The following is a 19,419-nucleotide window of genomic DNA, read 5'->3' as shown; positions in this document are numbered from 1 at the left end:
TTGAATGAAGAATCATCGGCTTGCTCTTTTTTGTTCATTGAATAAAATAGTTCATAAAAAGACTGGCAATGTTGAAGTAGATCAAAACACTGGTCAAATCGCTAAGGGTCGTGATAAACGGACCACTTGCCACTGCTGGATCAAAACCCAGCTTGTCCATCAGCATCGGGATCAAACTTCCCGCTAAGTTGGCTACTGTGATGGCACACATCATCGCCATCCCAATCACAAACCCTAGAATCGGATTTTGTTTCCAGACAGCTACGATAGCAAAAATCGTCACCCCCGTGATGGCACCTGTGAACAGTCCCGTCAGCACTTCACCTACCACCGTCTTCATAAAGCTGTTTTCTTTGTCGTCATTGATCGCCAGACGACGAACGGCTACGGCTAAGGATTGGGTACCAGCATTACCGGCGGTCCCAGTGATCAGTGAGATAAAGACAGCGAGAATACTTGCTTCGCTGACCAACTCTTCATAATGACTGATCAGACTGGCGGTGGCCATTCCGAGAAAGAGTAAGGTGATAAGCCAAGGCAAGCGTCTCGAAGACGCTTTGATCGGGTTCTCACTGACTTCTTCCACATTGACCCCTGCCAAACCAGAGTAGTCACTGGCTGCTTCATCATCGATAACGTCGATGATATCATCGACGGTCACGATCCCTAATAGGTGATCGTCATAATCGGTGACTGGCAATGCGAGAAAGTCATAATCTCGGAAGGTCTGAGCGACATCCTCTTGGTCATCTCCAACATGGACCGACATCACCCGCTCGTTCAAAATATCAGCGATCATGGTATCTTCATCATTGATGATCAAGTCTCTTAAAGAAATAACGCCCACAAGCTTATTATCAGTATCCACGACGTAAATATAGTAAATCGTCTCGGCAACATCTGCGGCATTTTTTAAGACATACATCGCTGAACGAACCGTTTGGTTGGCAACAATGGAAACAAACTCGGTAGTCATCAGCGATCCAGCAGTTTCATCTTCATAATGCAGCAGCTCTTTGATTTCGCTAGCAGCTTCAGCGGTCATCAAACTCAAATATTTTGCTGTTTGTTTTTTATCCAGAGTATTCAGCAGGTCAACCGCATTATCGGTATACATTTGCGCCAACATATCAGCCGCATAGGCAGGGCGCATCTCTGAAAGATAGTCCACCATGTGTTCATCATCTTCTTCAATGACGTCAAACATGTCTGCCAATTCTTTCGGGGAAAGATACGTATAGACGATTTGTCGATCGGCTGCTTCTAGAGATTGGTAGAACTGACCCTGCTCGTAGATATGCAGATCCAAGAACGCCTCACGAAATCCCTGGATATCATTGTCTTTTAATGCTTGATTCAGTTGATCAAACCGTTCAGTTAATTCTTGATTTTCATCCAATCTCTTCACCTCATTTGTTATTGCCTATCCATGGCTGAGCAAACAGCGGCCATGTCTGCTGGTAAGGGCAGCTTAAAAGCCAACGGTTCATTCGTAAAGGGATGCTGAAATTGCAGCTGACAGCAGTGTAATGCTTGTCGTTTGATCCCAAGAGCCATTGTACCGCCATACATCTCGTCTCCTAATAAAGGACAACCGATTGCAGAAAAATGGACCCTTATTTGATGCGTCCTGCCTGTGTGTAACTGAATATCAACTAAAGCGCAATCTGAATTGCGTTGTTTTAGCCAATACTCCGTCCGTGCTTCTTTTCCTTCGTCACTGACCTTGCGTTTCAATAGTGACGTCAGGTCTCTAGCAATCGGCAGCTCAATCTCACCATGGGCAGAAAGTGCGGGCAGTTCACCAGCAACGAGGGCTTGATATTTTTTTACGACCTGCTTCTTTCGCAACTGGCTATCCAGCTTCGCATGGGCAAACCCATGTTTTGCAAAAAGCATCAGTCCTGATGTGTCACGGTCTAACCGCGTGACTACATGAATCACTTGATCTTCATAGTGCTGCGCTTGATAGTAGGCCTTGACGCGATTGGCCATCGTGCCAGTCGGATGATATTGCGCAGGGATCGATGAGATGCCTGCTGGCTTATTCACGACTAACAGATGGGCATCTTCATACACGATCTCAATCGGTGTCGGGTCAGCCAGCATCGTCTCATGTTCCCCTTCAGGAGGAATTACAATAGTTACCCTATCATTTTGCGCCAAAGAAAACAAGACGTTTTGCTCTTGATCGTTGACAAATATCTTTCCGCCTTGAAATTTGATTTTTGCTAACAGTCCTTTGGACACCCCCTGTTCCTTCAAAAAGTATTTGACTTGCTGTCCTTGTCCAGTATAGTGATACGTAAATTCCATGGGTTTATTCTTCTCCAATAAAGGAATCTTTGACCCGATTCCAAAAATGCATATGCCGATAAGACGCAAAATGAATCCGTTCATCGGCAATACGGTAATAGATAGCATCGATTTCTTCTTGTTCGATGGTAAACTGATCGATCGTCACTAAATAGTCGGTGCTTTGCTGCAGTTGTACTTTGACCCATTCATGGTGACCCACGACGATCGGCGAACCAAGGGTCCGAAAGACACGATTGTTCAACGAAGCAATCTCTGCCAATTGAAAGGCATTGATACTTGGGTGCAAGACTGCCCCACCAACACTCTTGTTATAAGCAGTGGAGCCAGTGGGCGTTGAGATCGATAAGCCATCGCCGCGAAACTTTTCAAAGAGGTCTTCTTTAATAGAAATATCGGCAACCATCGTTCGATTGCCGCGCTTGATCGTTGATTCATTCAATGCTAGGAAATGCTTGTCTGATTTTCCATTCGCATACGTGATACGGACATCTAATAACGGATAGCTGACGCTTTTTTGATGGTCATTGCATAATGACTCGACTAGTTCTTCCAATTCATAATCTCGCCAGTCCGTGTAAAAGCCGAGATGACCCGTATGGACGCCTAAAAACTGTACTTGATCCAACTTATGATTGTACAAGTGAAAAGCAGAAAGGAGCGTGCCATCTCCCCCAACAGAAATCACTAATTCAGGATTGTCTTGATCGATCTTATTTTCTGACTGTTCTAAAAGCGTAGTTAAACGCTTTGTCACTTCTACCGACTTGCTTTCTTGATTATGGACGATTGCCACGCGGATACCTTTCATTCCGTTTCCCCCTTTGGCAACGGGTTCTGATCATGTCCGCCTCGCTTGCCTTTCCCATGTGAAAATAACCGTTGTGCCTCTTGGATCTCTTCACGGATATTGGACATTTCTTCATCTAGCTGATAGGCGGCTTCTGCCGACCGACGCAGCCGTTCACTGATTTCAGCGGGAAATTCCCCTTGGTATTTGTAGTTTAGTGAATGTTCGATCGTTGCCCAAAAATTCATCGCTAGTGTCCGAATTTGAATCTCAGCTAAAATAATTTTTTCCCCGTCGATCAGTTGAACGGGATATTCGATCACTAGGTGATACGAACGGTAGCCACTGGCTTTTTTATTGGTGATATAGTCCCGTTCAATGATCACTTTCATGTCTTTGCGTGTTCGTAAGAGTTCAACGACTTGGTGAATGTCTTCCACAAATTGACACATGATTCGCAAGCCAGCGATATCAGACATCTCTTCTTCAAGCCGATCCAAAGCAATCCCACGTAATTTACTTTTCGTTAAAATGCTATCCACTGGCTTGACCCGCCCAGTGACAAATTCAATGGAAACATGCTTGTTTTGTTCCCGATATTGTTTTCGTATGCCTCTTAATTTTACTTTTAATTCTGAAACCGCCTGTTCATAAGGCGCTAAGAATTCTTCCCAATCTCGAATCATTCTTCTCCCTCGATTCTGTTCATAACATACCTCTTATTCTACCATACTCTTGGAATAAAACTGAATGAACAGAAGAGCAGAAACAAAAGATTTTTTGTCTCTCCCCCAACATCTCTGCTTTTCTTTGTTTGGTTTCTTTGACGGAATAGCTGAAACAGCGTACACTATGGTTGCAATAGAAAGAGAGTGAGAAACGATGGGCGAACAAGTAGAGATCGAATACAAGACGATGTTGACGGAAAAAGAATACCACCAGCTGCTTGCTTATTACAATTTGTCAGAAGAAGCATTTAAGATACAAACCAATTACTATTTTGATACGGTAGATCATAAGCTGCGGGAAAAGCACTTTGGCTTGCGTATTCGCACGACTGCTACCAATGCGGAATTAACGCTAAAAACCCCCATTGAGCACGGGTTATTAGAGACGACTGATCCTTTAACGAAAACGTCCGCAGCTTTATTGATTGCTTCAGAAAAAATTCTACCTACGGGTATCGTTGCTCAGCGCCTAAGAGCGGCAGGTATCGAGCCTGACACGTTACGTATGATCGCAGCATTAAAAACGAAACGGGCGGAATTTCCGATTGAAGAAGGATTGCTCGCGTTAGATGAAAGCTGGTATGGTCAACAGCATGATTATGAGTTGGAGTTAGAAGTCAACGAACCGATTAAAGGGAAAGATGCCTTTCACTCCTTGTTACGTCTCTTTGGCGTTCCTTACCGACCAGCGAAAAACAAGATCATCCGAGCCGTTGAAGAAAAATCATAGTAAGCTGTCCTTTTGCTTACTTTTTTCGCGTTTTTTTGCTATATTTAATAAAACATACTTATTTTGTTTTTCAAGGTACAAAAGAATCTTAATTGGGGAGAGATTCAAATGATCGAACTGTTTTTATTTATTAATCCGATTGGGCCTATTTGTTATGATATCGAAAAAGAGATTCTCAATAAATTAAACACCAGCCGCAAAAAAATCCATTTGCAGATCCTACCTTTCGTTAACTTGTTTTCCGTAGGTGTCTCAATGGACTATTTGTCCATGAATAAGACGGATTTGGTCTTGCGAAATGAACAGACCAACCAAATCTATGCTGCATCACTGGACTATAAGGCCGCTCAGTTGCAAGGGAAAAAAATTGCGCGGGATTTCTTGTTGAAACTGCAACAACGGATAGGTATCGAAAGACAAGAATATAGCGATGCCTTAGTGAAAGAATTATTTTCTGAAACGAATGGTGATTTAGAGATGTTCCTAGAAGATCGATCCTCTGAGCTAGTGAAAAAGAACTTTGCCACCGATCAGCGTGTAGCCAAAGATATGGGCATCACGATCACACCCTCTGCTGTGGTGTATGATTTTTCAAGTGAAGAAGAATATGGGGTCCTTTTAGAAGGATCAGAGGAACTGCGAAGTCTTCCGCTCGTCTGTGGTACAGCAACAGAACTCGATACATTTTTGCAAAAAGCTCAGTCTTTGAAAGCACCAAAACTTTCCACTATTCATGAAATTGATCGCGGGTTGATTCTTTTATGAAACCCTATTCAATAGCGACGCTGCGCAGCGAGCCAAACGATGATCTTGTGTTTGGCTCGCTGCGCAGCGTTTTTTATTGTGGACAAACAAAAAAACAAACCAATCCTTTACGGATTGGTTCGCTTTTCAATTATGCTTCAATTTCTTTGACGAGTTCTTCCAATTCATTCAAGCGTTGCTCAAATACTTTCATCGCGTCTTCAATATAATCTGCTTTTGTCATATCGACGCCCGCTTTTTTCATGACTTCGATTGGATAATCACTGCGTCCAGCTTTCAAATAGTTCAAATAGTTGGTTAAGGCATCTGGTTCACCTGCTAAGATTTTCTTCGCTAAAGCAGAAGCTGCCGAAAATCCGGTTGAATACTGGTAAACATAGTAATTGTAATAGAAATGCGGAATGCGTGACCACTCAAGACGAATCTCAGGATCTTTTTCAACAGAAGGTCCGTAGTATTTTGCATTTAACTCGGCATAGTTCTCGCTTAAGAACTCACTGGTCAATGGCGTTCCTTTCGCATCTTCCACGTGCATGAAGTGTTCAAACTCGGCAAATTGTGTTTGACGGAAAATCGTTCCTTTGAAGCCATCGAGAAAATGATTCAAGACATAAGCTTTGACCCGTGGATCTGTTTCAGTCTGCAGCATATACTCTGTCAAAATATTTTCATTGGTGGTTGAAGCGATTTCCGCTAAAAAGATCGAATAATCCCCATAGGCATAAGGCTGGTTGTTACGTGTAAAGTAACTATGCACACTGTGTCCCATTTCATGAACAAGAGTAAAGAGTTGATCCAATCGATCATTCCAGTTCATCAGGATATATGGCAGCGTATCATAGGCACCAGAAGAATACGCGCCACTGCGTTTGCCTTTGTTTTCAACGACATCGATCCACCGATTGCTGAAGGCTTCTTCAACCACCGCAAGGTATTCTTCACCTAATGGTTTTAACGCTTCTTTCGCTTTTTCGACCGCTTCTTCATAGCTATATCGAATGGGTGCTTCCCCTAAAATCGGCGTATAAACATCATACATATGCAACGTATCGACAGCCAACAGGCGTTTTCTTAATGCCATATAACGATGCAACAATGGCAGGTGCTGATTGACGACATCCACTAATGTATCGTAGACACTTTCAGGAATGTGGTTGGCACTCAAAGCGGCTTGCCGTGCCGAATCAAATTTGCGGGCTTTTGCTTTAAAGTTATGGGCTTTGATATTGGTGCTTAATGTTTGGGCAAAGGTATTGCGGAATTGCTCATAGACACCATAAAGACCTTTAAAGGCTGCTTCACGGACAGACCGATCCGTGCTTTCCATCAACTCACCGTATACACCATGAGATAACTGTACTTTTTCCCCGTTTTCGTCTTCAACTACTGGAAAATCCAAATCAGCATTGTTTAAAACAGAAAAAATGTTGCCAGGTGCCCCAAAAATTTCGCCAGCACCGGCTAATAACGCTTCTTGCTCCGCTGGCAAGACATGTGGACGCTCGTTGATGGTTTTTTCGATCATATGACGATAAACAGCTAGTTTCGGCTCTTGATCGAAATAGCCCCAAATCGTTTCATCAGACATTGTCAATAGCTCAGGATCAAACCAAGCAACGGCTTCACTTACTTGCGCAACCAAGTTACTTGCTTTTGCATACAAGCCTTGATACGTCGTATTGGCAGTATCTTGGTCGTTTTTCAAATGACTGTATACATAGAGTTTCTCTAAACGACGAGAAAGCGCTAAAACAAATTCTAATGCGGATAAGAAGGCTTGCGGCCCATCGGCTAAAGTGCCTTGGTAACGACTTGCTTCTTTGACTTGTGCTTGGATCTCTTGAAATTCTATGTCAAAAGCCGCATCATCGGCATAGATTTTCGTTAAGTCCCACGTTTTTTCGACTGGAATCGATTCACGTGCTGGTAATTGTTTTGTTTCTGACATTCCCTTCACTCCTTGTTCATTGGTTAAAAATATCTTATCATACTTTTCAGTGAAACCAAATCATTGGCTTAAAAAGAAACCGAATTTTCTAAATATTGGCATTCTTGAAAGAGTCCGCGCAAAATTTCCCGCTGATCCAGTAACGGGAATTGCCATTGCCAATCCAGCTGCCGAAGCCGTGCCACCCATTGATCAAAACGAAGTGGACAGTCACTTAAATAAAGAAAGCGAAAAACCAATATTCGATGCTCAAATAAAATGCCAAAGCTGCTTGCACAGTAGCACCACATAGGCAGCTGGGAGACATTGCCTTTTAACGGATACAATATTTCTTGGATCACACGGATTTTGGGCAGGTTCTTTCGCAGTTTTTGTATCAACCAGACCTGATAGTCTGCAGCAAGCCATTCAGGAGGACGGTGATGGTTTGATCTTTGTCCTTTGCACAAAGGGCGAAGTGTTTCTTTCTGGTAAGGCGCCCCTTTTCGAGCATCGCTTTGTTGACTGCTGACTCCTTCTTGATAGTGCCAGTTGATATGTTCTAACTTCATTAAGGATTGATTTTGCGTATCAATCAGCCACAAACAAAAACCAGTTGCCTGATAACTACAGCAGGCTTTTGCCAAAAGTGACCACTGGCGTTTCGGATGCAATTTCTCCCCTAAGATCCACCATGGTCGATAGCCGTTTGCTAAATACGTGCTGGTTCTTTCAAGAAATCGTGAAAACTTGAGGGAAGAACACTGTACTTCAATGGCGATATTCTTATAACAAAGGTCAGGACGCTGTTGGAGTTTAGGCAAAAAGGCTTCGATCTCAATCCCTGTATCTTGAAACCATTCAAACAATAGTTGTTTGGCTTCCAAGTGTTCCTTCGTCTCCCCTTCGCTGTAAGTCTGACAATCAGCAGTTGCTTGATGGGCAAAGTGGGGCTGTCGTTTGGTTCCTTGCCGCAAAGTCACTTCTTGGTGACACCCTGGGCAATAAAAAGGACCTGATGCTTTCTTTCTCCCTTTCGCTGCAATGACTTCTTTTCTTTGGTTCAATGCTTTCAGCATCTAACTCACCTCAATAAAAGATACGCCATTTTTATCAAACACAATTGAAAAAGCCAAGAACATTAGCAACATGTTCTTGGCTGGAAATGAATTTCATTCATTAATCATTCTTGAAGTAGAAACGAGTCAATTCAAGTGCATCGTTTTCCATGATCAACTGACCATATTCAGATAAAACCTCTGGCGTCACTGATGTCCGTTGGGCAAATTCCATCAAATAAGAAAGTGCATTTTCCACTTCAATATCAGTAACCTCTGCATCCATGAATCGAATTTCAATATAATAATGGTTACCCATTTGGTAAAGATTGGTTGCAACGGAATCCAAATATACTTCGGATGCCAATTGAATCATATCTTCGAATCGCAACAACTCGAATACAAAACGATTGCCGATGTCTTCTGCTTGCTCCGACTCTTGTAATTGAGCCGCCACATGCTTTTTCAACATGTCGGTAATGTCTTCATTCGCTTCATCGTTCATCTCATCAAAATTTTCCATTCCTTCTGGTGGAAGATTTTTGCTAATAAACAATTCTAACCCATCGCCTTTAGGCAAGACTTGGAAAGTTACAGCTTCACTGCCCTTAAATTCTTCGTCAATATCAACTTCTTCAAGAATACTGTAAAAGAAGTTTTCAATTTCATTGTGATTTCCTAGAAGGTCAAGAAAAGTGATGCCTCTCGCAGCTAAGTCTTCACTTTTGATCAATACACGAATGGTGTTCTCATTGATATGTTCCATTTCCATATTAGCTACACCTCACTTTTGCTACTCACTATAGGTTCATTGTATCGAAACCTGATAAAAAGTAAAGAGAAAACGAATATCCTCTTAAGAAAAACGTAAAAACTCAAAAAAAGACTCACTTTCAAAGAGAAAGCGAGTCGATGAAGTCAAATTTATAATCCTGCCATTAATTGCGCTTGTCTTAGTTCCAGTTGGCGAACATCCCTAGGTAAGAACCGACGAATTTCATCTTCGTTGAACCCAACTTGCAATCGTTTTTCATCAATCATGATCGGACGACGCAATAATCCTGGGTTTTCTTGAACAAGTGTCAATAAATCTTTTAGGGGCAGGTCATCTAGATCCATATTCAACTTTTGGAATACTTTGGATCTGGTGGAAATAATTTCTTCTGTGCCATCTTCTGTCATTTGTAGAATTGCCTTAAGCTCAGAAATATTTAACGGTTCTGAAAAAATATTTCTTTCAACAAAAGGGATTTCGTGCTCTTGTAACCACGCACGAGCTTTGCGACAAGATGTGCAACTTGGGGAAGTGTATAGTGTCAACAACGTGCATCTCTCCTTTTTAATTTTCAATCAAGCAAGTCCTGTTCCCTCGCTTGATTTCAATTATACAGGTTTAACTAAAAAAAATCTAGTCTAAATCTCATATTTTTTAATAAAACTCGAAAGTTATATTAAAAGCGAAACCTTTAAGGCAAAAGGTTTCCTTCAAAAAGTTTATTTTTAAATGAGAAAACTCAAATTTTTTTTTAATATTACTCCTTTTATACAACAGTGTGTCAAAGGTGTATCAAAAAGATGTCAGAATATTAAAATATTCTTTTAACAGAAGGCAACGTTTTTTAATTTCCCTTCGACAATTACAGATGTAATCAAAAAATGAGAGAAAAACCAAGGCCATCGCTCAATCGTTTTCAAAAGAACTTTTTCACGATCCTTCCTTTGCCGAGAAACGATCGTGCTACAATGAAAATGGATGTTATTTTTTTGTACGAGTAATCGCAACCACTCTCTTTCTTCTTGGTTTTATTGTATCACATTCCTTTTTAATCAGAAAACCATAGAAGCATTTCTGTCATAATCTGCTATAAAACAGCAGCAGAAATGAACAACTGCTTATAAATGAAAAGGGTTTCTCACAAAAAACTCAGTAAAAAACGATCAATCCAAGAAGCCAGCCACTATGTTGCTTGGTCACTGACAAAGCATTATAGACTGTACTATTCTTGAACTGATCGTTTACCATGTCTTTCTTCTAAGCGAGTGTTGGTTCTCGGTCACGAGCGAATTGAGCATCATGCAATGCACGATAATGCCCTTTTCTCGCCATCAACTCTTCATGGGTTCCTTCTTCTAAGATCCCCTTCTCACTAACGACAATGATTCGTGTCGCATGTTTGATCGTTGCGAGGCGATGGGCAATGATCAAGGTTGTACGCCCATCTGCCAAAGAATTCAATGATTCTTGGATCACTTGTTCCGTTTCGGTATCTAACGCTGAAGTTGCTTCATCTAAAATCAGAATCGGCGGATTTTTCAAGAACATCCGAGCAATCGCTACTCGCTGCTTTTGGCCACCGGATAATTTGACGCCTCGTTCACCGATGACCGTATCCAAGCCATCCGTCATTTGATCAATGACTTTTTCTAAGTGTGCCAATTTGACTGCCTTTAAAATCTCCTCTTCTGTTGCATCAAGTTTGCCATAAGCAATATTTTCTCGAATCGTTCCTGGGAAAAGAAAAACATCTTGCTGCACCGTACCAATCTGCTGACGTAAAGATGCCAAGGTCATCTCCTGAATATTGATGCCATCAATCGTAATGGCGCCTTCCGTGACTTCATAAAACCGCGGCAACAAGTTGCATAACGTTGTTTTCCCTGAACCACTTTGCCCAACGAAGGCGATCGTCTCACCCGCTTTGATCGACAAGTCGATGTGATTCAAGACTTTCGTCGCATCCGCATAGGAAAAAGAAACATTATGGTAGACGATGTCTCCCTTTAAGGAAGTTACTGCCCGTGCCCCTGGCTTGTCTTTGATCGTCGGTTCTTTATCCAACTCTTCGGTCAAGCGTTTGAAGCCAGCGATTCCTTTCGGATAGCTTTCGATCATCGTATTAACCTTCTCAATTGGTCTAACAAAGACATTTGACAATAAAATAAACCCTACGAACTGACCGTTCGTCAGTTCACCACGAATCACGTAGTAGGCACCAAAGATCAGAGCAAACAAGTTGATCAACCGAATCAAGAAATAATTGTACGCTGAACTGATTGCCATTACCTTATAAAAAAGGATCTTAGACTGCCGATAAATCTCACTTAACCCGTCAAAGCGTTTATGTTCAAACGTTTCATTGGCAAATGATTGTGTCACTCGAATGCCACTGACAGATGCTTCCACTCCGGCGTTGAACTCACCAAGATTATCATAGATCTGTGTGTTGACTTTGGTCATTTTCTTATTGAAAAAAACCAAGGCGATCGTGATCAAGGGAATCAACGCAAATGTTGCCACAGCTAATTGAACATGCATATTTAACATCAATAGGAATGAACCGACCAAAGTCATGATGGTAATAAAGACATCTTCTGGCCCATGGTGAGCGACTTCAGAAATCTCAAAGAGATCCGTAGTCAAACGACTGATCAGCTTGCCAGTCTTTTGATTATCATAATATTCAAAAGATTGCGTTTGCAGATGTCGAAATAACTCTTGACGCATATCAGTTTCAATATTGACCCCAAGTTTATGACCATAAAAAACCACGATATATTGCAACACAGTATTGATCACATAAAACAAGAACAAGCCTAAGCAAGCCAACAGTATTAGGCGAAAGTTGTTCTGGGGCATGATCTTATCGATTACTTGGTTGACGGCAACTGGAAAGGCTAGTTCCAATAAACCAGCAAATACCGCACAAGTAAAGTCGAGTATAAATAGTGACCGATACGGTCGATAATAACGAAAAAACCTTTTTAACACATTTCCCCCTCCTCAATAGCTATCATTATAAGCAACTCTCAGTAGAAATGCAAAATGAGAAACATGTGAAAATGGGTAAAATTCACTATAATTTTGAAAACCTATGAAGACGCGGATTTCTAAAAACAGTAAATAAAACCTTTATTTTACAGGGGTTTTCCTCTTTTTTTTACAGGAATAATGGCTTATGATTGATTCGAAAACAAACTGAAAATTTTCACTAACTCTGAAAGGCGTGTCTTTTTTGATCACTAGTATTCTTTTTGATGTCGATGATACCTTATATGACCAGCAACAACCATTTCGCAATGCCGTAACCTCATGTTTCCCACAAATAGCCCACAAAGATTTAACTGCTCTTTACTTACGGTTTCGGGTGCACAGTGACGAGCAGTTTGGACGGGTATTGGCAAATGAATGGACGCTAGATCATTTTCGTTATTTTCGACTGACCCATTCATTAACGGATTTAGGGTACTTACCTATTACAATGGAAGAAAGCTGTAAATTTCAGCTGTGTTATGAACAAGAACTAGATGCCATCACGCTGCATCCTGAAGTTGAGTCAACTTTGAACTATTTGTCCACATTGCCAGTCAAACTAGGAATTATTACCAATGGTCCCACTGACCACCAGCAAAAAAAATTGGATCAGTTGCAACTGACTCGATGGATCAAACCAGAGCATATGATCATTTCACAAGCAACTGGTTATCAAAAGCCGCAACTTGAAATCTTTCAATTGGCAGAAACCGCCTTTGCTCTTGATCCGGAAACCACATTGTACGTTGGTGATAATTTTGATAATGACGTGGTTGGCTGTAAGAAAGCCGGTTGGCAAGCTTTGTGGTTCAATCATCGTCTCCGTCAAGCGCCTAGTGGATTGGAAGACTTACCAGATGCATCGATCACTGCTTTTTCACAGCTGCAAGACAGTATTGACAGACTGATGCAAGTGCCTGCATACATGTATAACTAAAAAAAGATGGACCTTCGCTCCTGCGGCAGGTCCATCTTTTTGATTGGCTAACTTTCTTCGCCTATACTCAATATCAAGCGAATATCTTCTTCTGTCATTTGTTGAAGCTGTGTTTCATTGCCTTGGATCACTTTTTGGAAAAGCTCACGTTTTTCTTGTTGCAACGCATCCATTCGTTCTTCAATGGTTCCTTCAGCAATCATTCGCCAGACTTCGACAACATTTTTTTGACCGATCCGATGGGCTCGTCCAGCGGCTTGTTCTTCCACCGCCGGGTTCCACCACAAATCGTATAAGATCACGGTGTCTGCGCCGGTCAGATTCAGTCCTGTTCCTCCTGCTTTTAACGAGATCAAGAAGACGTCCTTTTCTCCACTATTGAAGGCATCGACCATCGTCAAACGATCTTGCGGCGGTGTGCTGCCTCGCAAGTAAAAGGACTCAAACCCTTCTTGTGCTAGCTCTTCTTCAATGATCGAAAGCATGCTAGTAAACTGAGAAAATAACAGCACACGACGCCCATTTTCTTTGGCTGCTAAGAGTAAATCTTTGACCTGTTCAAGTTTCCCAGAAGACCCTTCATAATCCTCCACGAATAATCGTGGGTCACAACAGATTTGCCGCAGTCGAGTCAAACCAGCTAAGATACTGATTCGATTTTTACGAAAAGACGTAGAATCCATTTGCGCGATTTCTTCCCGCATTTGCCGCAAGTACGCCAAATAGATTTTCTTTTGTTCTTCTGTTAAAACACTGTAATAATTTGTTTCCAATTTTTGCGGCAAATCATGCAGCACGGATTTTTTGTCTCTTCGCAAAATAAAGGGTTTGATCATTTTCGCAATTTCTTGCGTAGACAGCTCTTTAAATTTCTGCTTGTTCGGGAAAAAGCCTGGCATGATCATTTGGAACAAGGACCACAATTCTTCTAAATTATTCTCGATCGGTGTGCCGCTGAGGGCGAACCGCTGTGGAACTTCCAAGGAGCGCAAGGCCTGTGCCGTTTTGGTCGCACTGTTTTTGACCATTTGCGCTTCATCTAAAATCAAACAAGTCAGATCTAGTGCTTGATAGGCATCAATGTCTTGCCGCAAGCTTGCATAAGAAGTGATGCGGACGTCCGCTGGCTGCGCCATCTGCCCTTCGCGCTCTTCTTTCGTTCCGCTGATGACAGACGCAGAAATTGTCGGCGCAAACCGTTTGATTTCTTGTTGCCAGTTGAATGTTAGACTCGCCGGTGCCACGATCAATGCATTCAATTTTTGTTTCTCTTGTTTTTCTGAAAGTAAGTAGCTGATCGTCTGAACGGTCTTCCCTAACCCCATTTCATCGGCAAGGATACCGCCAAATTGATAGTGGCTCAACATTTTTAGCCAACGGAACCCAACTTCTTGGTATTGCCGCAACTCAGTATGCAAGTTTTCTGGCAGCTGCGCCTCAAAGTTTTCTGGATGGATCAAGTCTTCCGTCATTTGCTGAAAACCGGCACTAAAGCTGGCTTGATCAGCAAACTGCTCTTGCAGGAGCAGCCCTTGATTCAAAGGAACTTGGATCGCCCCATCCTTCGCTTCTAGTGAAAGACGCAATTTTTTCAGGGCAGCACTTGCTTCTTGAAACTCTTCCGATTCCAATGAAAGGACTTGCCCATTTTCTGTGGTATAAAATTGTGCAGACTGTAACAGGCTGCGCAAGACCTCATTGATCTCTGACTCTTGAATGCCGCTGACATCAAACTTGATATCCAACCAAGAACCATTTTCTTCGATAACGATTTCTGGTCGATGGTGTTGGGCGTCAAGGTAAAGTTCCCGCAGCTTCTTGCCGATACGGACTTCACCTAATTGCCTTAAAACAGGGATCTCCCTTGTAAAAAAGGTATAAAGTTGTTCCCCCGTAGGTAAGCTTTTTTGCCAATTTTTAGTGCTCGCTTGATAGCCAAAGGTTTCAATAATCGCTTCAATTCGTGCTTCTTGTTGAAAATCACGTAAAATCTCGGGATGATTTTCTGGCATATAGTGATGTTTTTCATCACTTGAAAAAACGACTTCTCCATAAGTGAAGTCTACTTGTAAATCGACTTGTCCTTTGATTTTCCGTAACGAAAAGACAGCTTTCAATTCAGACTCTTCGATTTCATTTTGAACTTCAGGTGCTACTTGGACACGTCCGATTTTTCGCAAATAAGGCAATACTTTCATAAAAAGATTCGCTAGTTCTTCTTTCGGATAGTCGATGACTGGCTGTTCAAATCGTTTAAACAACTGTTGCATCGTGACATAGATTTCCTTTTGTTCGACAGTCAGTTCATAAAAGGTTCCATCCAGCAGACCCCAATTATAATAGCTAAGTAAATGGTCAAAATCTTTCACGAATTCAAGCGGAAAATGATCCTCCTGTTTTGTGACTGAAAACGACAAAGGTTCACCGATTTGAAAATCGGCTTCATTGACTTTTGTTTCACCAATGGTTATTTGCGTATAGACTTCGTTTAACTGTAACAACAATTCTTTGCCGAACTCAACTGGTAGCAGCAAATACTTTTTGTCAAGTTTACCATTGATCTGAATGCCTGCTTGCCCGATTAACTGTTGCGTTTGCGCGATTCCTGCCAATCGATTCAACAAGGCTCGATTTTTCTCATCAAAGGCATCCGCAGATAGAAAGAAGGTCTGCTGCTTATTCGCTGCGTACTGCTTGTTTTCTTGGTACATCTGCAAAAATTTATAAATGTTTTTAACGACATAGGTCCGTGCGGTGCCACGATGGCCGACTTTGAGGGAAATCCCTAGGATATCCATTTCTTGATGGTAAGGATTGGTGGCGATGGTATCTATCCGAAATTCAACCTGTAAGGGTTGGCTCGTTTCTTTTTCGCTCCCTAAGCGGGCAAAGCCATTGGAAAACATCTCTGAAGCAGAAAAGGCTTTTTTGATGGGGGTTTGCTCATTGATTTTTCGTGTTTTCCCTTGTTTGCGTAGATAAAGTTCGACTGCCACCGTGTGTTTGCAATAATGATGCTCTTCCCAGTACGGACATTGGCAATAATCTACCTCTTTGGCTGTAGCATCTAAGGTCACTAAGTACAATTCTGTCCCCAATACTTCTGCGTGCCACACATTTTTTTCTTTGTCTGGTGTGACAGATAAGACGCGATCTTCGTTGACATACGTTCTGCCACGCTCAATTACTTTTTCTGGAATACTCCACTTCATAAGAGCCCTCCTCTCCTTATTCTTTTATTCGGATCCGGCTTTGCCCGCTGCCGTTAGTTTCTACGAAAACTTGCTGCAGGATTCTTGCCCGCAGTTCTCGAACATGACTGATGATCCCAATCATGCGCCCTTCATTTTCGATCATTTCTAATGCTTCCATCGCCATTTCCAATGATTCTTCATCAAGCGATCCAAAGCCCTCATCAATAAAGAGGGCTTCGATCTCGATCCCACCAGCTCGTTGCTGGATCACATCCGCCAAAGAGATCGCCAACGCTAAGGCAGCAATAAAGCTTTCGCCGCCTGAAAGTGTATGAGCTCTTCTGACTTGTCCCGCATTATCGTCATATATGTCAATTTCTAAGCCTGTTGAGCTTCGATAGCTCCCGACTTTATCCGCTAATTCAAATTGATAGCGGCCACGAGTCAACCGAGCCAAGCGTTCATTGGCGACTTCTAAGATCTCTGTCAGAAATTGCTGCAGTACATACCGTTCCAAGCTGGTTTTTTTGACGTTTTCGCCGTTGATGGTTTCTGCCAACTGCTGAAGTTGGCCTAATTGGGCCAGTTCTTCGACATTTTGCTGATAAATGACCTGCAGCTCGTCAAACAACCGTTGATTGCCGTTGACTTTCTCCTGTTTGCGAATTGTTTCTTGCTGTAGTTCCTCCATCACGGTCTGCAACTGAAGGTAGTCAGCTTCCAATTGGTTTAAATCTATCGCAGCTTGCTCTTTTAACTGTGCATCTAACAATGCTAGCCGTTGCTGAACAAACACCGTTTCTTGCTCATAGGTTTTGATTTCTTCTGAGAGAACGGTTGTTTGAGCGGCTTGGGCAATCAATTCCCGCATCGTTTCTTCCGTCATACCAGCTTCTTGGAGTCGCTGCGTCAGTCGTTGTTCTGCTTTTGTCTTAGCCGCTTGCTTTTCTTCAAAAAATTGCTGCAGATTTTTCAGCTTCTCTGAAAGAATCGCTTGCTGTTCGTTTAGCTGCGCTTCTTGTCGGGCATCAGCTTCAATTTGTTGCGTATATTCCCTCAGTAAACCATTGGTTTTTGCTAAATCGGCTTGTAATTGTTCATACGTTGCGCCTGCAAGTTGTTCCTGTAAAGAAGCCAATTTCCCCTCCGCAAGCTGGCGCGCTTCTTGGGCTTTTTTCGCTTGCTCACTGACTTGCTGATAGGACTCATTTAACGTTGCTAATTTCTCATTTACTGCCTGATGTTTCTTCTGCGCGTCTTCATAAGAAGCGGCTTTTTGTTGATTGAAAGATTGCCGTTTCTTTAGTTCCGCTACCGTCGTTTCCTCGGTAATCGTCTCTTGGTTTTCTATCGGCTGCAAGGCAGCAAATGCCTGTTGAACTGTAGTCCAAGCGAATGCCACTTGCTTCTGCGCAGCAGCACTGGTGGCTTGCCATTCGCTGATTCGCAATGTGGCTTGCTCCTGCAGCGTTTGATTTGCCGATACTTGCTGCTGGATCTTCGTCAATTTTTCTTGTGTTTGCTCAAGTCTTTGTTCACTGGCAATGATGTCTTCGATGCGATAGGTCGTGTGCTCCTGTGTATTCGGATGATCCAAGGATCCGCAAACCGGACAGGGTTCATTTTCTTCCAGCAAAAGACGAAGCCGAGCAATTTGCATTCGAGCATTTTGACTGGTTTCTTGTTTTAACGTTTTTTGCAGCTCCAGCAAGGATGCTGCTAATTGCTGTTGTTCAAGAACCAACTCCGAATGAATTTGTTGCTGTTCCCCTGCTTTTTGCTCGGCTTCACGAAACTGCGCTTTTGCTTGCTGCCATTTTTCTACCAGAGCCTGCGTTTCTACTAATTTCACCGCTTCTGCTTGAAACCCTCGCAATGCTTCGATTTCTTCTGCCAGATGCTGCGCTTGCGCTTTGGCACTTGCTTGCGCTTGGTTTATCTTCGTTAATTCGGTGGTCTGTTGTTGTGCGGCTTTTTCAAGTTGCACCACTTCTTCTTGCTGCGCTTGTGTGCGCTGTGCTAGCGGGATCTGCTGCTGGATTCGTTGAACTTTTTGACTAGCAGCTTCCTGTTTTTTCTTGATGCCGTCAATCAACGCTCGTTGGTCTTGCCAGCTTACTTGTTGCAGCTGAATTTCTTGCAGCTGCTGCTTTGTTTCGTTGATTTGCTGAGCAGCTTGCTGTGCTTCTCTCACTCGTTCTTCTTTTTGCTGCATGATTTCTTGATGTTCAAGCGCCCACACCAACTGGTTCAACTGTGCTTTTTTCTGAGCGATCTCGGTTTTTTTAGCATGCAGCTCTCGGGCTTTTTCTTGTAGACCTTGCCATTCGATCCGTGTATTTTCAATTTCTTTTGCACGGTAAAAAGCGTCTTGCGCAGCTTTCATTTCTTGGATCGCTTGGTCTTTTTTGTGCAATAACTGCTGAAGCTGCGCCTGTTGTTTTTCTAAATCCTGCGCCCACAAAGTCAGACCTTCCGCAACCGTTAAAACCTCCTGCGCTTCTTCCCATTCAAAGCGCTCCATGATTTGCGAGGCGAGTAGCTGCTGATGCTCAAGCTTTTTACTTTGTGCTTTGACTTGCTCTTTCAACCATTCATTAAATTGTTGATACATTTCCGTGCCAAATAAATTCCGTAAAACGCGTTCTTTCTCATTGCTGCTGGCAATCAAAAAATTACGAAATTCTCCTTGCGGCAACATCATGATTTGAAAAAACTGTTTGGCATCCAGCTGCAGCAGATCCTTGATAAATGCATCAACTTCTGTGCGTTTACTGATCTGCTTTTTCTCTTTGCCTTCGGCGTCAAAAATCGTCAGCTGGACTTTTGCCGTTTGGTTGGTGACCCCGTCACCACGTTTTTTTGCTAAGGTCTGTTCCGGTTTCCGTTGGATCTGGTAGGTAAAACGCTGATGTTCAAAAGTAAAGGTGACGCTGGTCTCTTCGGTTGGTGAAGCAAACATCGAGCGCATTTCTTTGCCTGAGCGCAGATTCCCCGATGTTTCACCGAACAATGCAAACGTCATGCCATCGAAAATCGTCGTTTTTCCTGCACCCGTTTTGCCGCTGATCAAAAACAAACCGCCAGCTTGCAGCTGACTAAAATCCAATTTTTCATCAATGAATGGACCAAAATTTTTCATTTGTAAAGACTTAGGTTGCAT

Annotated in this window: 14 protein-coding genes; 3 read left to right on the top strand and 11 right to left on the bottom strand. The window is 42.5% G+C overall.

The features are described from left to right. Window positions 1-34: 34 nt before the first annotated feature. From mgtE to IGJ05_RS01225, 4 genes are read right to left on the bottom strand one after another with little or no spacing between them, the layout of a single operon-like run. On the bottom strand, window positions 35-1,399 hold the full coding sequence (gene mgtE / locus IGJ05_RS01240) for a magnesium transporter (protein ID WP_266166344.1): 1,365 nt from the start codon (window positions 1,397-1,399) through the stop codon (window positions 35-37). A gap of 17 nt (window positions 1,400-1,416) precedes the next feature. Next, a complete protein-coding gene (locus tag IGJ05_RS01235; RefSeq protein ID WP_266166343.1) occupies window positions 1,417-2,316 on the bottom strand; it encodes an RluA family pseudouridine synthase in 900 nt (299 codons plus the stop codon). A gap of 4 nt (window positions 2,317-2,320) precedes the next feature. Continuing rightward, on the bottom strand, window positions 2,321-3,118 hold the full coding sequence (locus IGJ05_RS01230) for an NAD kinase (RefSeq protein WP_026008090.1): 798 nt from the start codon (window positions 3,116-3,118) through the stop codon (window positions 2,321-2,323). Between the two features lie 5 nt (window positions 3,119-3,123). Next, entirely contained in the window at window positions 3,124-3,792 is a 669-nt protein-coding gene (locus IGJ05_RS01225) for a GTP pyrophosphokinase (protein ID WP_266166342.1), read from the bottom strand. 196 nt (window positions 3,793-3,988) lie between these two features. Between IGJ05_RS01225 and IGJ05_RS01220 the strand changes: the two genes are divergently transcribed. Together IGJ05_RS01220 and IGJ05_RS01215 are read left to right on the top strand one after the other, a co-directional pair. Then, entirely contained in the window at window positions 3,989-4,564 is a 576-nt protein-coding gene (locus IGJ05_RS01220) for a CYTH domain-containing protein (RefSeq protein ID WP_087627683.1), read from the top strand. A gap of 108 nt (window positions 4,565-4,672) precedes the next feature. Further along, entirely contained in the window at window positions 4,673-5,329 is a 657-nt protein-coding gene (locus tag IGJ05_RS01215) for a ClpXP adapter SpxH family protein (RefSeq protein WP_005229705.1), read from the top strand. Window positions 5,330-5,459: 130 nt separating this feature from the next. Here the strand turns inward: IGJ05_RS01215 and pepF are convergent, their stop codons facing one another. The 5 genes from pepF to IGJ05_RS01190 form a co-directional block, all read right to left on the bottom strand. Next, entirely contained in the window at window positions 5,460-7,277 is a 1,818-nt protein-coding gene (gene pepF, locus IGJ05_RS01210; RefSeq protein WP_266166341.1) for an oligoendopeptidase F, read from the bottom strand. Window positions 7,278-7,345: 68 nt separating this feature from the next. Further along, window positions 7,346-8,335: a competence protein CoiA gene (locus IGJ05_RS01205; RefSeq protein ID WP_317755977.1), complete on the bottom strand. Its 990-nt coding sequence runs from the start codon at window positions 8,333-8,335 to the stop codon at window positions 7,346-7,348. Between the two features lie 100 nt (window positions 8,336-8,435). After that, window positions 8,436-9,086, bottom strand: coding sequence for an adaptor protein MecA (locus IGJ05_RS01200; protein ID WP_005229698.1), 651 nt, complete (start codon window positions 9,084-9,086; stop codon window positions 8,436-8,438). Window positions 9,087-9,238: 152 nt separating this feature from the next. After that, window positions 9,239-9,637, bottom strand: a complete 399-nt coding sequence (gene spxA / locus IGJ05_RS01195; protein ID WP_003127030.1) for a transcriptional regulator SpxA — start codon at window positions 9,635-9,637, stop codon at window positions 9,239-9,241. A gap of 709 nt (window positions 9,638-10,346) precedes the next feature. Continuing rightward, window positions 10,347-12,083 carry an ABC transporter ATP-binding protein gene (locus IGJ05_RS01190; RefSeq protein WP_266166582.1) on the bottom strand — a complete coding sequence of 579 codons (1,737 nt, stop codon included), beginning with the start codon at window positions 12,081-12,083 and terminating at the stop codon, window positions 10,347-10,349. 244 nt (window positions 12,084-12,327) lie between these two features. Between IGJ05_RS01190 and IGJ05_RS01185 the strand changes: the two genes are divergently transcribed. Continuing rightward, window positions 12,328-13,062 (top strand): HAD family hydrolase, encoded by a 735-nt coding sequence (locus IGJ05_RS01185; RefSeq protein WP_034858406.1) that lies wholly within the window; start codon window positions 12,328-12,330, stop codon window positions 13,060-13,062. A gap of 47 nt (window positions 13,063-13,109) precedes the next feature. Here IGJ05_RS01185 and IGJ05_RS01180 read toward each other — a convergent pair whose 3' ends face one another. Both IGJ05_RS01180 and IGJ05_RS01175 read right to left on the bottom strand, forming a co-directional pair. After that, window positions 13,110-16,274 (bottom strand): DEAD/DEAH box helicase, encoded by a 3,165-nt coding sequence (locus IGJ05_RS01180; RefSeq protein ID WP_266166581.1) that lies wholly within the window; start codon window positions 16,272-16,274, stop codon window positions 13,110-13,112. Window positions 16,275-16,290: 16 nt separating this feature from the next. Then, window positions 16,291-19,419: an AAA family ATPase gene (locus IGJ05_RS01175; RefSeq protein ID WP_266166580.1), complete on the bottom strand. Its 3,129-nt coding sequence runs from the start codon at window positions 19,417-19,419 to the stop codon at window positions 16,291-16,293.

This window comes from Enterococcus sp. AZ167 (genome assembly GCF_051714025.1).
Taxonomy (GTDB): domain Bacteria; phylum Bacillota; class Bacilli; order Lactobacillales; family Enterococcaceae; genus Enterococcus_D; species Enterococcus_D casseliflavus.
Note: the sequence above shows the minus strand (reverse complement) of the source record. Positions and strands in the feature narration are given on the sequence as shown.